At 42.1% G+C, this 16,390-nt stretch carries 14 protein-coding genes and 1 pseudogene; all 15 read left to right on the forward strand.

Annotated features, from left to right (window positions below):
* Nucleotide 1: 1 nt before the first annotated feature.
* On the forward strand, nucleotides 2-1,021 hold the full coding sequence (locus tag L3V43_RS22020; protein WP_010604049.1) for a LacI family DNA-binding transcriptional regulator: 1,020 nt from the start codon (nucleotides 2-4) through the stop codon (nucleotides 1,019-1,021).
* A 523-nt stretch (nucleotides 1,022-1,544) separates the two neighbouring features.
* The gene (edd, locus tag L3V43_RS22025; RefSeq protein ID WP_010604050.1) at nucleotides 1,545-3,398 is read left to right on the forward strand and encodes a phosphogluconate dehydratase; all 1,854 of its coding nucleotides are present in this window, start codon (nucleotides 1,545-1,547) and stop codon (nucleotides 3,396-3,398) included.
* A gap of 23 nt (nucleotides 3,399-3,421) precedes the next feature.
* Nucleotides 3,422-4,042 carry a bifunctional 4-hydroxy-2-oxoglutarate aldolase/2-dehydro-3-deoxy-phosphogluconate aldolase gene (locus L3V43_RS22030; RefSeq protein WP_010378022.1) on the forward strand — a complete coding sequence of 207 codons (621 nt, stop codon included), beginning with the start codon at nucleotides 3,422-3,424 and terminating at the stop codon, nucleotides 4,040-4,042.
* Between the two features lie 17 nt (nucleotides 4,043-4,059).
* Complete coding sequence (gap, locus tag L3V43_RS22035; protein ID WP_237117412.1) at nucleotides 4,060-5,064, forward strand: type I glyceraldehyde-3-phosphate dehydrogenase; 1,005 nt, start codon at nucleotides 4,060-4,062, stop codon at nucleotides 5,062-5,064.
* A gap of 168 nt (nucleotides 5,065-5,232) precedes the next feature.
* Nucleotides 5,233-5,877 (forward strand): adenylate kinase, encoded by a 645-nt coding sequence (gene adk / locus L3V43_RS22040; protein WP_010378026.1) that lies wholly within the window; start codon nucleotides 5,233-5,235, stop codon nucleotides 5,875-5,877.
* A 326-nt stretch (nucleotides 5,878-6,203) separates the two neighbouring features.
* A complete protein-coding gene (locus L3V43_RS22045) occupies nucleotides 6,204-8,720 on the forward strand; it encodes a hypothetical protein (protein ID WP_237117411.1) in 2,517 nt (838 codons plus the stop codon).
* A gap of 53 nt (nucleotides 8,721-8,773) precedes the next feature.
* Nucleotides 8,774-10,573, forward strand: coding sequence for a hypothetical protein (locus L3V43_RS22050; protein ID WP_237117410.1), 1,800 nt, complete (start codon nucleotides 8,774-8,776; stop codon nucleotides 10,571-10,573).
* Nucleotides 10,545-10,844 carry a hypothetical protein gene (locus tag L3V43_RS22055; protein ID WP_237117409.1) on the forward strand — a complete coding sequence of 100 codons (300 nt, stop codon included), beginning with the start codon at nucleotides 10,545-10,547 and terminating at the stop codon, nucleotides 10,842-10,844. Before L3V43_RS22050 ends, L3V43_RS22055 begins: the two co-directional genes overlap by 29 nt.
* A gap of 155 nt (nucleotides 10,845-10,999) precedes the next feature.
* Nucleotides 11,000-13,609, forward strand: coding sequence for an RHS repeat-associated core domain-containing protein (locus L3V43_RS23855; protein WP_237123946.1), 2,610 nt, complete (start codon nucleotides 11,000-11,002; stop codon nucleotides 13,607-13,609).
* Nucleotides 13,593-13,820, forward strand: coding sequence for a hypothetical protein (locus L3V43_RS22065; protein ID WP_237117529.1), 228 nt, complete (start codon nucleotides 13,593-13,595; stop codon nucleotides 13,818-13,820). Before L3V43_RS23855 ends, L3V43_RS22065 begins: the two co-directional genes overlap by 17 nt.
* Nucleotides 13,821-14,043: 223 nt before the next feature.
* On the forward strand, nucleotides 14,044-14,268 hold the full coding sequence (locus L3V43_RS22070) for a tyrosine-type recombinase/integrase (RefSeq protein WP_237117530.1): 225 nt from the start codon (nucleotides 14,044-14,046) through the stop codon (nucleotides 14,266-14,268).
* Nucleotides 14,269-14,473: 205 nt separating this feature from the next.
* Nucleotides 14,474-15,061 carry a Fic family protein gene (locus L3V43_RS22075; protein ID WP_237117531.1) on the forward strand — a complete coding sequence of 196 codons (588 nt, stop codon included), beginning with the start codon at nucleotides 14,474-14,476 and terminating at the stop codon, nucleotides 15,059-15,061.
* A 47-nt stretch (nucleotides 15,062-15,108) separates the two neighbouring features.
* Nucleotides 15,109-15,234 (forward strand): annotated as a pseudogene (locus L3V43_RS23760) (RHS repeat-associated core domain-containing protein); the annotation flags it as partial.
* Between the two features lie 102 nt (nucleotides 15,235-15,336).
* The gene (locus tag L3V43_RS22085; RefSeq protein WP_237117533.1) at nucleotides 15,337-15,792 is read left to right on the forward strand and encodes a hypothetical protein; all 456 of its coding nucleotides are present in this window, start codon (nucleotides 15,337-15,339) and stop codon (nucleotides 15,790-15,792) included.
* Nucleotides 15,793-15,802: 10 nt separating this feature from the next.
* On the forward strand, nucleotides 15,803-16,132 hold the full coding sequence (locus tag L3V43_RS22090) for a hypothetical protein (RefSeq protein WP_237117532.1): 330 nt from the start codon (nucleotides 15,803-15,805) through the stop codon (nucleotides 16,130-16,132).
* The last annotated feature ends 258 nt before the right edge of the window (nucleotides 16,133-16,390 follow it).

Genomic DNA, 16,390 nt, shown 5'->3' on the forward strand with positions numbered 1-16,390 from the left:
GATGAAAAAAGTAACTATTAATAGCGTCGCCGAATATGCCGGAGTGTCTAAAAAGACAGTATCTCGGGTATTAAATAACGAGCCAAATGTTAGTCCAGCAACGCGGGAAAAAGTCCTGAAGGTCTTTGAAGAGCTGAATTATAAGCCTAATCCTATTGCACGCGGTTTGGCACAAAATCGTAGCTTTATCATCGGTTGTTTATACGACAACCCATCAAAAAGCTATATCACGCGAGTGCAAAGTGGTGCGCTGGAAGCGTGTCAGAAGCATAGTTACAATTTATTGATACACCCTTGTGAGCTGCGCGGCCAAGACCTTATCGACAATGTTGATCAATTGCTTACCACATCGAGACTTGACGGTATTGTGCTAACTCCGCCGTTTTCAGACTCCAACGAGCTTATTGCTTTTTTAAAGCAGCGTAATATTCCCTATGCACGCGTTGCTTCAGCCATTGAAGGCGATGATTCGATTTCAATTCGCAGTAACGACGAGCAGGGCGCTTTTGAGTTAACTGAGCATCTGATCAATTTAGGTCATATCGAAATTGCCTTTATTAAAGGTCACCCTGATCACAGTGCCACGGAAAATCGTTTCTCTGGTTACCAAAAAGCACTAGCGAAGCATGGTATTGAATATCGAGAGCGGTTAGTTGCAGAAGGTAACTTTAGTTATCACTCAGGTGCAGACAGTGCAAAAGCCATATTGGACTTAGAGCCAAGGCCAACGGCTGTATTTGCATCAAACGACTATATGGCTGCGGCCGTGTTAAAACTTGCTACGCAGCGAGAAATCAAAGTGCCCGAGCAGTTATCTATTGCTGGGTTTGATAACGCACCTATCGCAAGGCATATTTGGCCGGGTCTGACGACGATAGCACAACCTGTGGAAGAAATGACTCGGATAGCGGTAGAAGAGCTGATTAAGCATATATCTCAGCCGCAAGAAGCACCGTTTCAGCAAGTTTTAGAAGCTAAACTCATCACTCGAGAGTCGACGAAAGCGCGCTCGAATTCATAACTTTTTCAATTTTTATACTTGCCCCAAAGCCCAACGCTTAGCCGTTGGGCTTTTTATTTTCGCAGCTACTAGGGAAAATGTTGCGGACTAAATAAATGCGCAGATTTATGTCACGATAATCAGGCTCGCTGACCCATAGATTAAAGGTCATGTTGCCAAGTTAAGGCTCATTGATAACTTCGCTATCAAATAATGATTTCGCTCAATCATTAATATTATTCTTTTTGTCATAATAATTACTAATAAAATCAGCTAGGTAATGATTTTAAGACTACAGATATCGGCAAAGTTTTAAGTGGTTATAATTTGGTCATTTTAAAAAGTTAGACTAAATTTATAAGAAGGGTTGACACCGGTGTCAGCTTTATGCGTAAATATAGTGACACCGGTGTCAGGTTGGGGTGAGAGACAACCTGATAGCGTACCTTTGAACGGGTAAATCAAAGCAGCTCTGTACAAGGATTACCACGAATGCTGGTAATCGTGCAGAGCCTTTTTCCTCTAACACTAGAGAGTCAGTAATATGTTGCATCCACGAATTCAGGAAGTCACCGAACGCGTCATTGAGCGAAGCAAAGCAACACGTCAAGCCTATTTAGCTCGAATCCAACAAGCAAAAAAACAAACGCGCGTACGAGCAGGACTGGGCTGTGGAAACCTAGCACACGTAATGGCTGCTTGCTCAAGCAGTGATAAGACTCGTCTAAAAGAAGACGAGCAACCGAATCTAGCAATTATCAATTCGTACAATGACATGTTGTCTGCGCACGAACCTTATAAAGAATATCCAGATTTAATTAAAGCAGTGGCAAACAAGTTTGACGCGACTGCACAAGTAGCGGGTGGTGTACCTGCTATGTGTGACGGGGTTACCCAAGGTCGCGATGGCATGGAACTGTCGTTGTTCTCTCGTGACGTAATTGCCATGTCAACAGCGGTGGCGTTATCACACGATGTCTTCGATGGGGTTTTCTGTCTTGGTGTATGTGACAAAATCGTCCCAGGACTATTAATCGGTGCTTTGTCTTTTGGTCATTTGCCCATTTTCTTTTTACCAGCAGGCCCAATGCAATCTGGGATCCCGAACAAAGAAAAGGCGCGCATTCGTCAAAAGTTTGCACAGGGCTTAGTCAGCCGCGAAGAGTTACTTGAAGCTGAGAGTGCTTCATATCACAGTGCAGGTACTTGCACTTTCTACGGTACGGCAAACTCGAATCAGATGCTAATGGAGATCATGGGTCTTCATTTACCTGGTAGCTCGTTTATCAATCCATACACAGAATTAAGAGATGGCTTAACGGCGAGTGCGGTTGAGACCATGCTAACTCAGCTACTTGACGGTAAAAGCGGCAATGCACTTGCGGATATCGTGAGTGAAAAAACCGTGATTAATGGCTTGGTCGGGCTGTTGTCTACTGGTGGCTCTACCAACCATGCCATTCACTTAGTCGCAATGGCAAAAGCGGCTGGTGTTCAAATCACTTGGAAAGACATGGCGGATTTGTCTGAAGTAGTGCCTTTGTTAACACGTATCTATCCAAATGGTCATGCCGACGTAAATCACTTCCAAGCGGCTGGTGGCATGGGTTTCTTAATGCGTGAATTAAGAGATGGCGGCTTCTTACACAATGACGTAAAGACGATTGTGGGTGAAGGACTTGATGCTTACACGATGGAGCCACTACTGGATATCAACAGCAATGTGATTATCAGCGACAATCAAGGCCCTGCCAAAGTGAAGTGGGTACCAGTACCTGAGAATTCACTGGATGAAGAAGTACTTCGCCCAGTAGCAAATCCATTTAACAAGCAAGGCGGCTTGCAACTACTTAATGGTAATTTGGGTAAAGCGGTGATTAAAGTGTCTGCGGTACAAGAGCAGCACCAAACGGTGACTGCACCGGCGAAAGTATTCAGCTCTCAAAGCGAATTACAAGAAGCCTTTAGTGCTGGCAAGCTTAACCAAGACTTTATTGCCGTGATCAAAGAGCAAGGCCCTAAAGCGAAAGGTATGCCTGAGTTACATAAACTGACACCTGTCATGGCTACATTACAAGACCAAGGTTTTAAAGTGGCGATTGTGACAGATGGTCGTATGTCTGGTGCTTCGGGTAAAGTACCTGCGGCGATCCACCTTGCGCCGGAAGCGGTTGAAGGTGGTGCAATTGCAAAAGTACACGAAGGTGATTTGATCACCTTAAATGCACCAAAAGGCGAATTAGTGCTACATGTTTCTGATGAAGAAATGGCACAGCGCGAATTACAGCTCTCACCGCAATCTCAAACATTTGGTACGGGTCGAGAGCTATTCTCAGGATTTAGACACGTAGTGAGCAGTGCAGATCAAGGTGCATGCTCATTTGGCATCGAAGAATAATAACAGTGGGAATGAGGGTGAGCATGAGTATTAAAGAGATATTGTCAGCAGCACCAGTGGTTCCGGTTATCGTTATTGATAACCTAGAAGACGCGGTGCCGCTTGCTACGGCATTGTTTAATGGTGGCTTAAAAGCACTTGAAGTGACACTTCGTACACCGGTGGCAGCGCAAGCGGTAAAAGACATTAAAGCGGCTTTACCAGACGCCTATGTTGGTACTGGTACGGTAGTGGATAAGGCAACCTTTAATGCCTCTGTAGAAGCCGGCGCTGACTTCATGGTAAGTCCTGGTGTTAATGACGAATTATTAGAATTGGCTAAGTCGTCAAGTATTCCATTTCTTCCAGGTGCTGCAACGCCAAGCGAAGTGATGAAGCTTGCAAGTCACGGTTTTGAATTCTTAAAGTTTTTCCCAGCAGAAGCAGCAGGTGGTGCACCAATGCTTAAATCCATTGGCGGACCAATTCCACAAGTAAAATTCTGTCCAACGGGTGGTATTTCGTTGGCAACTGCACCTAAGTATCTTGCACTCGACAATGTGGTATGTGTGGGCGGTACTTGGATGCTTGATAAAGCACTTATCGCAAACAAAGACTGGCAAGCCATTGAAGCGCTTGCGAAACAAGCAAGTGAAGTAAAATAGATTAGGGGACAGTTATCATGATTAATATCGCAATTAATGGCTATGGACGTATCGGTCGTAACGTACTTCGTGCACTGTACGAGTCAGGTCAGAATAAAGACATCAAAGTCGTTGCCATCAACGATCTCGCACCTGCAAACGTAAACGCGCATTTGACTCAATTTGACTCTGTACATGGTCGCTTTCAAGAGCAGGTTGTTCTTAACGACAACACACTCGTTATCGGTGGTGACGAAATCACGCTAACGCAAGAGCGTGACCCTGCAAATCTTCCTTGGCAAGCGCTAAACGTTGATATCGTGCTTGAATGTACAGGGTTGTTCACTTCTCGTGAAGCTGCGGCTAAACACATTGAAGCTGGTGCGAAAAAAGTGATTGTATCTGCGCCGGGCACAGATATGGATGCAACGGTTGTTCATGGCGTTAACAGCGAAGTACTAAATGCTGAATCAACCATTATCTCTAACGCATCTTGTACCACAAACTGTCTTGCGCCTATTGCAAAAGTATTGAATGATACTATTGGTATTGAGCAAGGTAGCATGACAACCATTCATGCCTACACCAACGATCAGAATCTATCAGACGTTTACCACCCGGATTTATATCGTGCGCGTAGTGCTACTCAGTCAATGATCCCGACGAAAACGGGCGCGGCAAAGGCGGTTGGCTTAGTGCTTCCTGAACTTGCTGGCAAACTAGACGGTATGGCGGTTCGTGTGCCAACCATCAACGTATCACTGGTTGATTTAACGTTTGTTGCTAAGCGTGACACTTCAAAAGAAGAAGTGAATGCAGCAATCAAAGCGGCTGCTGAGGGCGTGATGAGTGCAATCCTTGAGTACAATGAATTACCTTTGGTTTCTATCGATTTCAACCACAACCCAGCTTCTTCAGTGTTTGACTCTACACAAACCAAAGTAGATGGAAAGCTGGTAAAAGTGATGGCTTGGTATGATAACGAATGGGGCTTCTCTTGCCGCATGCTAGACCAAGTTAAAGCACTAGGTGCATTTTTATAATCAGGATTAATTTCTGACCAAAAGCTCTGCAGATCGCGGAGCTTTTTTGTTTTTGACGGAAAAATTGCCATTCTTCCTTATCAATTAGTATAAGTTCCTTGAGGATCGGCACCGTATATGGAAAAATTCACCACACAAACACCAATAACTCCAAACGAGGATTCAATTATGCGCATCATCTTGCTAGGCGCGCCGGGTGCAGGTAAAGGTACTCAAGCTCAATTTCTAATGGACAAATATGGGATCCCTCAGATCTCTACAGGCGACATGTTACGTGCTGCTATCAAAGAAGGGACTCCGTTGGGTCTTGAAGCGAAAAAAGTCATGGATGCAGGTCAACTAGTATCTGACGAAATCATTATCGGCTTGGTAAAAGAGCGCATCGCTAAAGAAGATTGTGCAAATGGCTTCTTGCTTGATGGCTTCCCTCGCACAATTCCACAAGCAGATGCAATGAAAGAAAATGGCATTAAAGTTGACCATGTTATCGAATTTGACGTGGCCGATGAGATCATCGTGGAGCGTATGAGCGGTCGTCGTGTACACCCAGGTTCTGGTCGTGTTTACCACATCGTTTACAACCCGCCTAAAGTAGAAGGCAAAGATGACGTAACGGGTGAAGACCTAATCATTCGTGATGACGACACTGAAGAGACAGTACGTAAACGTCTGGCGATTTACCATGAGCAAACTAAACCTCTGGTAGACTACTACAGTGCGGAAGCGGATGCTGGTAACACGCAATATCACAAACTAGATGGTACACAAGCTGTTGATGCGGTAAGCAAACAGTTAGGTGAACTATTAGGTTAATATTCGCGATGATTAGGAGCCATATATGGCTCCTGTTCTATTAATGAGTTGAGCGTTGACTCATTATTACCTTTCTAGCTATCTGATTTAATACTCCCTACGTTAATCTCACATTATAGCCAGCTGCATAAATTCATTCTGTTCAGCGTTTGGTTAGGTATTCGCTGTCAATTCACGACACGTTTTTAAACGCTTTGATTTGGACTCCACGATCCCTAAATGGCTCCATTAGTTTTAACTTTTGTTATGTTTGTTATCATTGAAACTTTTATTTATTCCCTATTTTCTATACAATTCTTCGTTTTTAAAATTGTGGACAATTGAGAATGGACATTAAAAAGCTCTTGTTTGTACTGTTGCTCGGAAGCTTCCAAGTAAAAGCGCAAATGAGTGTAAAGCAGTTTAGCTGGTCGCCTTCAGTCATTGATGTTGGTGAAAGTACGACTTTCTATTGGAGTGTTGAAGGGGCAAAGTATTGTCAGGCATATCCGCATAGCAGTGGAAATACGAGTCCGAGGGCTACCTCTGGGCGTTCAGGACCGCACCGATACACGAGTGCAGGAGCGCACACGACGCATTGGTTTTGTGAGGACTACCAAGGGAATCGTGTAGATTTAAGAGCAACAAGGGTCGTTCGAGAGCCACTTCCTCCTAGGCCGTCATATTCACCAGTGGCGAGTCCTGCTGCGAGTTACCAACCGGTAAATCAATCTCTTACTATTAGTTGGGGGGCAGTATCTGGCGCTACTTCTTATCGATTATATCAAGACGGAACCTATATCTATGGTGGCAGTGGTAGAAGCACTGTCGTAAAACTGAGCAATTATGGGCATCGCTACTATAGCGTTGAAGCGTGCAATCAAGGAGGTTGTGCGTCTAGATCTCAGGCAATTCCAGTTTTTTTCTATACTACACCGGGCGCTGTAAGCAACTTAACAGGCTCAGTTAATACTGCAAAAGTCGGCGCAAAGGTACAGTTAAATTGGGGCCATGCAGGAGGGGAAGTTCCTGGAGTGGTTTACGCGGTAATTGCAAACGGAAGAGAAGTACAGCGAAGCTCTGCGATGAGTGCATCAGTTGATGTCACCTTAGTGGGTAACAATAACTTCGAGGTGGTAGCTTGTAATCCTCAAGGAACTGGGTGTGGTACATCCAAACGCCACACGGTAATAGGTACAATGGATCCACCTAGCTCTTCACCTCAAGTTAGCTTTAATGCCGGCTACCAGCCTGTTAATCAGCCAATAACGGTTCGATGGGGAACGATAACTGGAGCGGATAGATATCGACTCTACGAAGACGATGTTCTAGTGTACCAAGGTAGTGGTAGTAACAAGAGTATTAGTCATAATAACTATGGTCGTCGATTTTATAGTGTTGAAGCGTGTAACCAAGGAGGCTGCGCGCCTCGCTCACAAGCACTTCCTATATTCTTTTATACTACGCCAGGCGCTGTAAGCAACTTAACAGGCTCAGTTAATACTGCAAAAGTCGGAGCAAAGGTACAGTTAAATTGGGGCCATGCAGGAGGGGAAGTTCCTGGAGTGGTTTACGCGGTAATTGCAAATGGAAGAGAAGTGCAGCGAAGCTCAGCCATGACTGCATCAGTTGATGTCACCTTAGTGGGTAACAATAACTTCGAGGTGGTAGCTTGTAACCCACAAGGAACCGGGTGTGGTACATCCAAGCGCCACTCTGTAATAGGCACGATTGACCCTCCAAGCACTTCACCTCAAGTTACCTTCAATGTCGGTTATCAGCCTGTTAATCAGCCAATAGCGGTTCGCTGGAATGCGGTAACAGGAGCGGATAGATATCGACTCTACGAAGACGATGTTCTAGTGTACCAAGGTAGTGGTAGTAGCAAGAGTATTAGTCATAACAACTATGGTCGCCGATTTTATAGCGTAGAAGCATGTAATCAAGGAGGTTGCGCGCCTCGCTCACAAGCACTCCCTATATTCTTTTATACCACGCCCGGCTCTGTAAGTAACTTCGCTGGCTCTGCTAGCTCAGCAAGAGTTGGCTCACAGGTACAGCTCACCTGGGGTCCTGCGGGAGGAGAAGTTCCAGGAGTGGTTTATGTGGTATTTGCAGATGGAAAAGAGGTTCAACGAAGCTCTGCTAGGAGCGCGCTAGTAACTGTTTCTCGTGTAGGTAAAAATATCTATGAGGTAGTCGCTTGTAACCCTGAAGGTACAGGATGCGGTACAAGTCAACAATTTGTTGTGTATGGAATGGATGTAGTCCCGGTTGAAAAGCGCTTTGAATGGTCTAAAACACGCTTTGATTTAGGTGAAGTGGGTACATTCTATTGGGATATTGAAGGTGTACATTCCTGCAGAGCTATAAAAGAGGGTGTACCAGAAGAGAATTGGCGGGGCCCTAAAGGTGATAACGGCAGGCATCAGTTTGTTGAATCTAGAAGTTATCCAACACAATGGGAGTGCTTTGTTGACGAAGCCAAGACTCAACGCTTTCCTGCCAATCCTTCAGAGTATTTGACCGCTGATTTGGTTGTATCAAACAAGTTAGTTAATCCTGTAATACTTCAGGGCGAAACATCAATGACAATAAGTCATCTTATCACGGACGCCGAATTGAGTTATGCCATTGTTGAAAAAGCAACGAGTTGCAACGCGGCTAGCGTGACATGGAAGAAGTATATTGCGGCCATCGCCATTGATACCATTAGCACTAAACCAAAACTTTGTGCCAAGGCTGTTTTTAACCAACAGTATACTTCCTTTGCGGAAAAGGTATTTCTTCCAAGTGCCAAAAAACTCATCTTTATACATACAGATTTATTAGGGAGTCCGGTGGCAGAGAGTGAAAATCCATAGGCAATTATAGTGATTATATTATTCCTCTATGTAATTTTTCATTTGAGATATTTATGAAAAGAATTTTTTTAAATTTAATTTTATTTACATCATTTCTATCTTATTCATCGACCGAAGTCATTTTGGAAGTTGATAGTAAGGTAAGAGCTCAAAGTGTTTTTAATAGTTCAGCACTGGGAGATGTCTATGACCCCGTTACCGGGAGCCTAAGCTTTGCTGTATCAGATGTTTCTATATCTGGAAACTTTGCAATTCCTGTAGAAGTAAGGCGTACATATTCGCCATTAAATAATAAAGGCTTGAACTTAGGACGTGGGTGGAGAATTGAAGTACCCTACATTAGTGGTGAATACGTAGATCCTGATTCAGTTTCATCCCACGCTTTCTATCTAAGACACGTGGCTGGAGGCTGGCTAATTGGAAAAGAGTGTACACAAGATGTTGGTTGGTACACTTATGCATATGGTTCCGCCAGCCATCAGGATTTGTCTAACACCTCTTATTGGCAGGGAAAGTATCTTCATATACCAAATGAGGTCTCCGAAAACCTAGTACCAGGTAAAGGCATATACGCGAATAAGCAGGCAACTCAGACTAATCACTACATTTCTAAATGCTTTACCCGAGAAGATGGCAATGGTCAGGGAATAGAAGTGAAATCTCCAAGCGGTATTAAATACAAATTTGACTATGTAATAGAATCTAAAAATGGTTTGCCTTTTCCAATAGGAAATACAGGGTTTAGACGAATGCTGATGGCAACTTCAGTGGAAGATAAATTCGGTAATACCGTAAAATATAATTATGAAGGAAAATTACTTAAGTCGATTACCTCTTCTGACTTAAGGGAGTTGAAATTTGAATATAACGATGATAATACACTTAAAGAAGTTATACATGGTGATAGGAAGTGGAAGTATAATTATACCAATAATAGACTAAGCTCAGTTGAGTTGCCGAACAAAACTTTTTGGAAGTATCCTGCTGAATTCTACTCATCTCAGCTTCGGGGGCAAACAAAGTCAAAGCAAGTGACATCTGAGCAACTTGGTATGTGTGAAATAAATAAAAACAGCGCATCAAAACAACACGAGCTAAAAAAGTTTACCGTTGAAACACCTTATGGTGCAAGTATTTCCTACTCTGTTGAATATGCAATTCATGGGCGACATAATGTTAAGCCATATGATATAGGACCAGGGAATTTAATAGCTTATACATTGTTCAGAAACTTAAATTGTACTGTTAGACAAAGTCTTGTTGGAAAGTCAGTACAGTATGATGGTGGAAATAAATATAGTTGGCGTTACATTTACTCACAAAATAAAGGGTACTACCTTAATGAAACAAATCGTCACTGGGATGATTTCAAAAGTATAGTAGAAGCAATAAACAACAATGTTGAAAAACCTAAGCCAAGTTTCCCCTTTGGTAAGCCTGCGAGCGTAAAAGCTGAAATTGATGTAAAAACCACAACTGTAATTGGTGAAGGTTTAAAGAAGATATACTACATTGATCGTCGTGTTGATTCATATAGTGAAGGAAAAGTTTTAGCGATTGATTATGCTAATTTTAGTTCAAACTCCTTATTAAAAAGAGAGTTGTTTTATTATCGACAAGGCTCTGAGCTGTGGGACAACTGCAAGCGCCTGACTAAAGATTTCCATGGAATATCTGGGCAAGATGATTGTGAGATCTATGTAAATGAACAGCGTGATAACTTTCAAGTTTTTCTAAGTGAAAAGAAAACAATCGTCTACAGTGGCACAAGTGGACTCGAAGAAGCGACAACTTACACTGCAGAATATGATGAATTTGATGAATATGGATACGTTAAAAAAAACAATTTATAAGAATAGCATTAATAATAAGGTTAAGTATGAAAAGCATAGTTATAAGCATGCAACAGAGTTGTGGGAGTTGGGCAAGCTTCAGAAACATGAAGTCTCAAATGATGACAGTAAATATACTACTGTAAAAGAAATTTCTTACTATGATAATGATGGTGGGAATAATGCTTATACAGAAAAAAACCTACCTTACGAGATAAAGATTTTCGGGGAGTGGAGAGAGCGTTTTATAGAATATAATGATGTGGGGGGGGAGTTGTATATAAAGAGTTAAATAACAAGATTATATCTGAAAATGATTCTGTTAAGGATAATAGCTTTGTTAAATATGGAGATTATAAATGTGGTGTTCCTCAAAAAGTTATATACCCCAGCCGCTTATCAAATACAGAAATTTCACATAGCATTGAACTGGATGACAACTGTTTAGTGGAAAAAACAACAGACTTCAATGGTGTTACAACAACGTTTGACTACGACTCTATTGGCCGCATTACAGCAATTAACTTGACTGATGAAGTAAAAAACAATAACTGGTTAGACACAAAACTGGAATGGGATGATGCAACTAATACCCGTACCATCAAGCGTTGTACGTTAAATCAATATAGTAATTGCAGTGAAGCAGCACCTCTTATTGAAACGGTAGAAACCTACGATAATTTACTGAGACTCACTCAGATCAAAACCATAGATGACACTGCAAATGCAGATGCAACAACCAGTGTTCGATATCAAAACTTTGAGTATGACTATCAAAATCGTCAGACCTTAGCCTCATTTGTTAGTACTGATAGTGCTGATAGTGCTGAATTAAAGGGTACTAGGACGACTTATGATGCGTTAGGCCGCACAAAGACAGTGAGTGTGTCGGGCCTTGGTAAGACTAAGTATGAGTACCTCGCTGGCAATAAGATTAAAGTGACGGATCCACTCTCTAAAGTTACCACGACAACGTATCAAGCATTTGGGGCTCCAGAATATGAGATAGCCACCTTTATTGATTCACCGGAAAATGTAGATACAAGTATAGCAGTTAACCTATTTGGTCAAGTGGAGGCGATTACACAATCAGGTCCTAGTAGTGATGGAGCGGTGGTTTCAGCTGTAGAAAAGCGAGTTTATGATAGTAACCAAAACCTTTGTGTAATAACACGCCCGGATGTTGGTAACACAATATTTGGACATAATGCTCTTGGACAAATGATTTGGAAAAAAGAAGGGGTTACAGATACTGACTGTGTCGCAACAAAACCAGCTGATGCAATTGAGTATGTGTATGATAACGTTGGTGACCTATATAAGATTAACTACCCTGAAAACAGTAACACGCCTTCAGTTACCTATACTCTTGATAATAATGGTAATGTGACAGGGGTGACTGCGGGAGATGTCACCCATAGCTATGTGTATAACAACCAAAACCTACTAGAGGTAGAGCAGCTTCTAATCAACGGTCAACTGCCTTTAGAAATTGATTATGGTTATAACGCATTACAACAACATGAGTATTTGGCTTACCCTGACGGTACATCGGTACACTTTAATCCAAATGGGTATGGTGAGCCGACACGCGCAGTGACCTATAAAGCAGGCACTGTTGACATCGAGCTTAAATTTGCTACAGATGCCAGTTACTACGCGAATGGGATGTTGAAGGGCTTTACTTACGGCAATGGAGTTACACATAGTTTAATACTTGACGATAACCTACTGCCAGATGTGCTCCAAGACAGCCGAGATACTAAAAATATTGTTAAGCTAGACTATAGCTTTGATAAGGTGGGGAATGTCACCGCTATTTTGGACGAAGTGCAACCCACTTATAGCTTGACTAGCCTAGTTTACGATGATCTACATAGATTAACCTCGGTCACAGGCGATACGGCCATTGGTAACAGCAGTATTAAATATGATGCGCTAGGAAATATAGAGTCGTACAAAAGTAAAGATAGAAACCTGACCTACACATACAACAGAACGACAAACCGACTATCTAGCGTTAAAGGAGCAGGCACCAACGGCAAATATGCTAACTTAGGTTATGATACGCGCGGTAATATCATTAATAACGGTGCTTACCAGCTTAACTTTAACTTAGCAAACCAGCTTACTTCAGCGAAAAATAACACCTATCTATACGATGGACATAATCGCCGCGTTAAGCAAGTAGAGCAAAGCGGAACGAATTATAGCTTATACTCGCAAGATGGCACTTTGCTGTATCGCGAAAAGGGCGATACCATAACGGGTGATGGCGTTAACTATATTTACCTAGGCAAAAAGTTGATTGCCAAATATGGCGACGTAACACCAGCGTCGGAAGCAGATAGCCGTCAACACTACCGCCCGTTTGGTGAAACGCTGGGAACGCCAAAAGATGATGTAGGCTATACCGGTCATAAGTTTGATAAAGAGCTTGGTCTAAGTTATATGCAGGCACGATACTATGATCCAGTGATTGGGCGGTTTTACTCGAATGATCCTGTTGATGCGTTGGGGCATATGGGGCGTGGTAATCCTGTGCATGGGTTTAATAGATATACCTATGCAAATAATAATCCTTATAAATATACGGATCCTGACGGTAAGTTTGTAGCGTTATTGTTTACACCTCCAGCAGTGGCCGCCATGCAATACACCGCTACAGCATTGGTAGGGATTATGGGGGGAGTCGCCATAGCTGAAGCTGTAAATGATTCCTCTGAAAACGGCCCAGCAGCGCCTGATGTTGAAACTGGTAATGAACCAGATCCCGCAGATAAAAGTGGAGAGCTTTCAAGGTCGGGTCGTGCGTTACAAAAGCATGGCGGTAGGAAGGGATCTGCATTTCCCCCTGCGACGGGAAAAACTGCCGACAAAAATAAACAAGGTCAAGGTATACTTGAAGATATTGTGAACGACCCTGAAGCGACTACAAGCGAGGGAAATAGATTCGGTGGAACAGATGTAACTGCGTCAGATGGTAGAGGAGCAAGGTTTGATAATGAAGGTAAATTTAGAGGATTCTTGGAGCCAAAGCGTGAAGAAAAAGAATAAAATTGATGTCACAATCTCAAGTGATATAGATTATGAAAACCTAATTGCTGAAATTCATGTAGATGGGAACTTCATAGGTTTAGTTACAAATGAACCTCATCAAGGCGTCTGTTTTGAGTTGCCTGATGGACAAGCTGATTGGAATAAAATTGGTGTTAGTGTTTTAATACAAGCAATAGAAATAGCGAAAATAGAATTGCTTCAAGAGTAACGTTATTTGGAAAAAGCAAATTAACGTGTAATAAACAAGACATATATGGACGCTCAGCCGTTGTCAAACAATACCAACTAACCGAGGTGACTTTTAGTCGCCTCGTGCCGTTTTTACCTAATCTATCCTACTTAAATTTTAATTTTTGAATCAACCAGTTGTGCAATAAAAAGCTGCTCTGACATATATCCGGGCTTAACTGTGTCTATCAGCGCCCCAGTATGTGAAATTAGCAGGTTTCGACCGAACTGGCGCGTGTCACTTATACCGTCACAATACGGCAACAACGATGTTAGACAATGGTGCCGATCTTCGCCATATCCAAGGAATGCTGGGCCATGCCAGTATTCTCACCACACAACTCTATACACACGTTAGTCGTAAGAAGTTATCTGAAGTGTATGAAGCAACTCATCCATCTGCTGAAGGGGGCAGTGGGTTGTTTTGAACTATTGGCATAACTATGATCGCTAAGTTATACTTAAGTAGTCTGATAAGAGGTGTATTTATGGCTGTTACTTCGGTAAAAAAAACAGAGAATGCTCGAACATTCATACCTAAAATGAGCAACTTTGAAATAAGTTCTAAGTACGAAGGTTTGAGCTTTAAAAAAGAAAGCTTAAGCAAATCGATTGCTGATCTAAAAGCGAAGTATGCGAGATAAATATGGCGTTGCTCAGGATAGTTATTGTTATCCAAATTCTGACGTATTAGTTAATAAACTTAATATTACGAATGCAGACGAGTTAGCGAAAGCTGAACTAGAGTTTACCGCTTTTAGGTATAGTGAATACACATCTAACATCAAATCCCTCGACGAGTTTAATTTAAATCACTTACAACACCTCCACTGGTATTTATTTCAAGACGTGTATGCTTGGGCTGGCGAAATTAGAACTGTTGATATTTCCAAAGGTGATACTCGGTTTTGTACATGTTCACGCATTGATGTTGAAGTAAAAAAGCAATTCCAACAAATCGGATCATTGGATATAAACGCCGATAAAGCTGAACTCTTAGTTCAGCTTGCGGATATTTACTGTGAATTGAATATTATTCACCCCTTTAGAGAGGGAAATGGTAGAACTCAACGTTTTTTCTTTGAGGAACTACTATTTTTCTTAGGCATGATTGTTAATTGGCCTGACATATCAAAAGATGAATGGGTTCAAGCAAATATCGATGGCTATTACGGTAATTTAAACCCACTGTACAAAATCCTAACTCTAGCGACGCGATAACTTAACCTAAGCGGTTTATGCTTGTATCGTAGCCAGTACTAATTTATATGCAGGCACGATACTATGATCCAGTTATCGGGCGTTTTTATTCGAATGATCCCTTGGGATTCCGAGATGTGCATAGCTTTAATCGGTATGCTTATGCGAATAATAATCCGTATAAATATGTTGACCCTGATGGTATGGCTCCTAACCGAGCAGGTGTCACAACCATAGCTAGTTTGAGAGCTGAGATTAGAGGATATGAAAAATCTGGCTTGAAAGGAGCTGCTGTTATGAGTGCTCTATCTAGAAATCATGGTGGGAACGCTAACCGCTATTTATTCACAGATAAACATGGCTGGGTAGATCTAAGGCATTTTGGCAAGGCTGCTGAAATGGCATCCTCAATTGGTAGCGTGACTACTAAAACTTTAGGTTTGGGTAATGAGGTGGCACAATGGGCAACAGAGTGGGGAGATGATTATCGTAGTGGTTTCTCACCTGAAGATATTTCTAGTAATGCGGCTGGAGCAGCATTTGGTGATGACTACATGGATGGCTCAAGCAGTGTTTCACAAAGCTTAGATAACTGGCTGAATGATGCTGGGGCAAGAGACCCAAGCGATCCTGCTGCTGGATCATCAAGTTTGCCAGCTACCGACCCTGCCGTGAAAGGCGGAGCTAATAGAGGCACGTCTAATATTAGTAACAGCAATCATTGCCCAGCAACTGCATCTAATTGCTCATAGGAAATTGATAATGAGAACGTTATTACTATTAATTTGTTTTATGTTTACTACAGCGTGTACTCAACAAACAAATTTTGACAGTGAAGAGCTTTCGCTCATTGAAAAAGAAGCATCTGAGTTACTAAGTAAGTATCCTGAGCCAAACTTTGATTTCGAATACTCTGCTCAAAATAACATTGCGAAGTTGAAACCGGAAAGTGTCCATGTCACAAAAAATGGTTTGTACATAGTGCTAAATTCTGGTTTTTCTTCAGAGTCAGGTATTTATGTACCAAGGGAAGGGATTGCTGTTAACACAGATGATGGGCAAGACCCTAAAAAAGACGACGGACAAACCTAACAAACTGCGAACGCTTGTTGGCTTAGCAAAACTCACATTCTCAATTTTAGAATTTCTTACTGCTGTATTTGCAGTGCATTATCGTGCGCGATAACCCAGTTTTAGTGTAGAGATATGCTTGGGCGCTAAACAATAGCCTAACGATGAACGTTTTTGTACCCAATGGTTGAAGTATTTTTATACTTCTCTTCCTCAGCTTTGATGTTAATAGTGATGGGTGTTAAGTATTCGCTGTCAATGCACGACACGTTTTTAAAC

The sequence above is a fragment of the Pseudoalteromonas sp. L23 genome, assembly GCF_021728455.1.
Classification (GTDB): Bacteria; Pseudomonadota; Gammaproteobacteria; order Enterobacterales; family Alteromonadaceae; genus Pseudoalteromonas.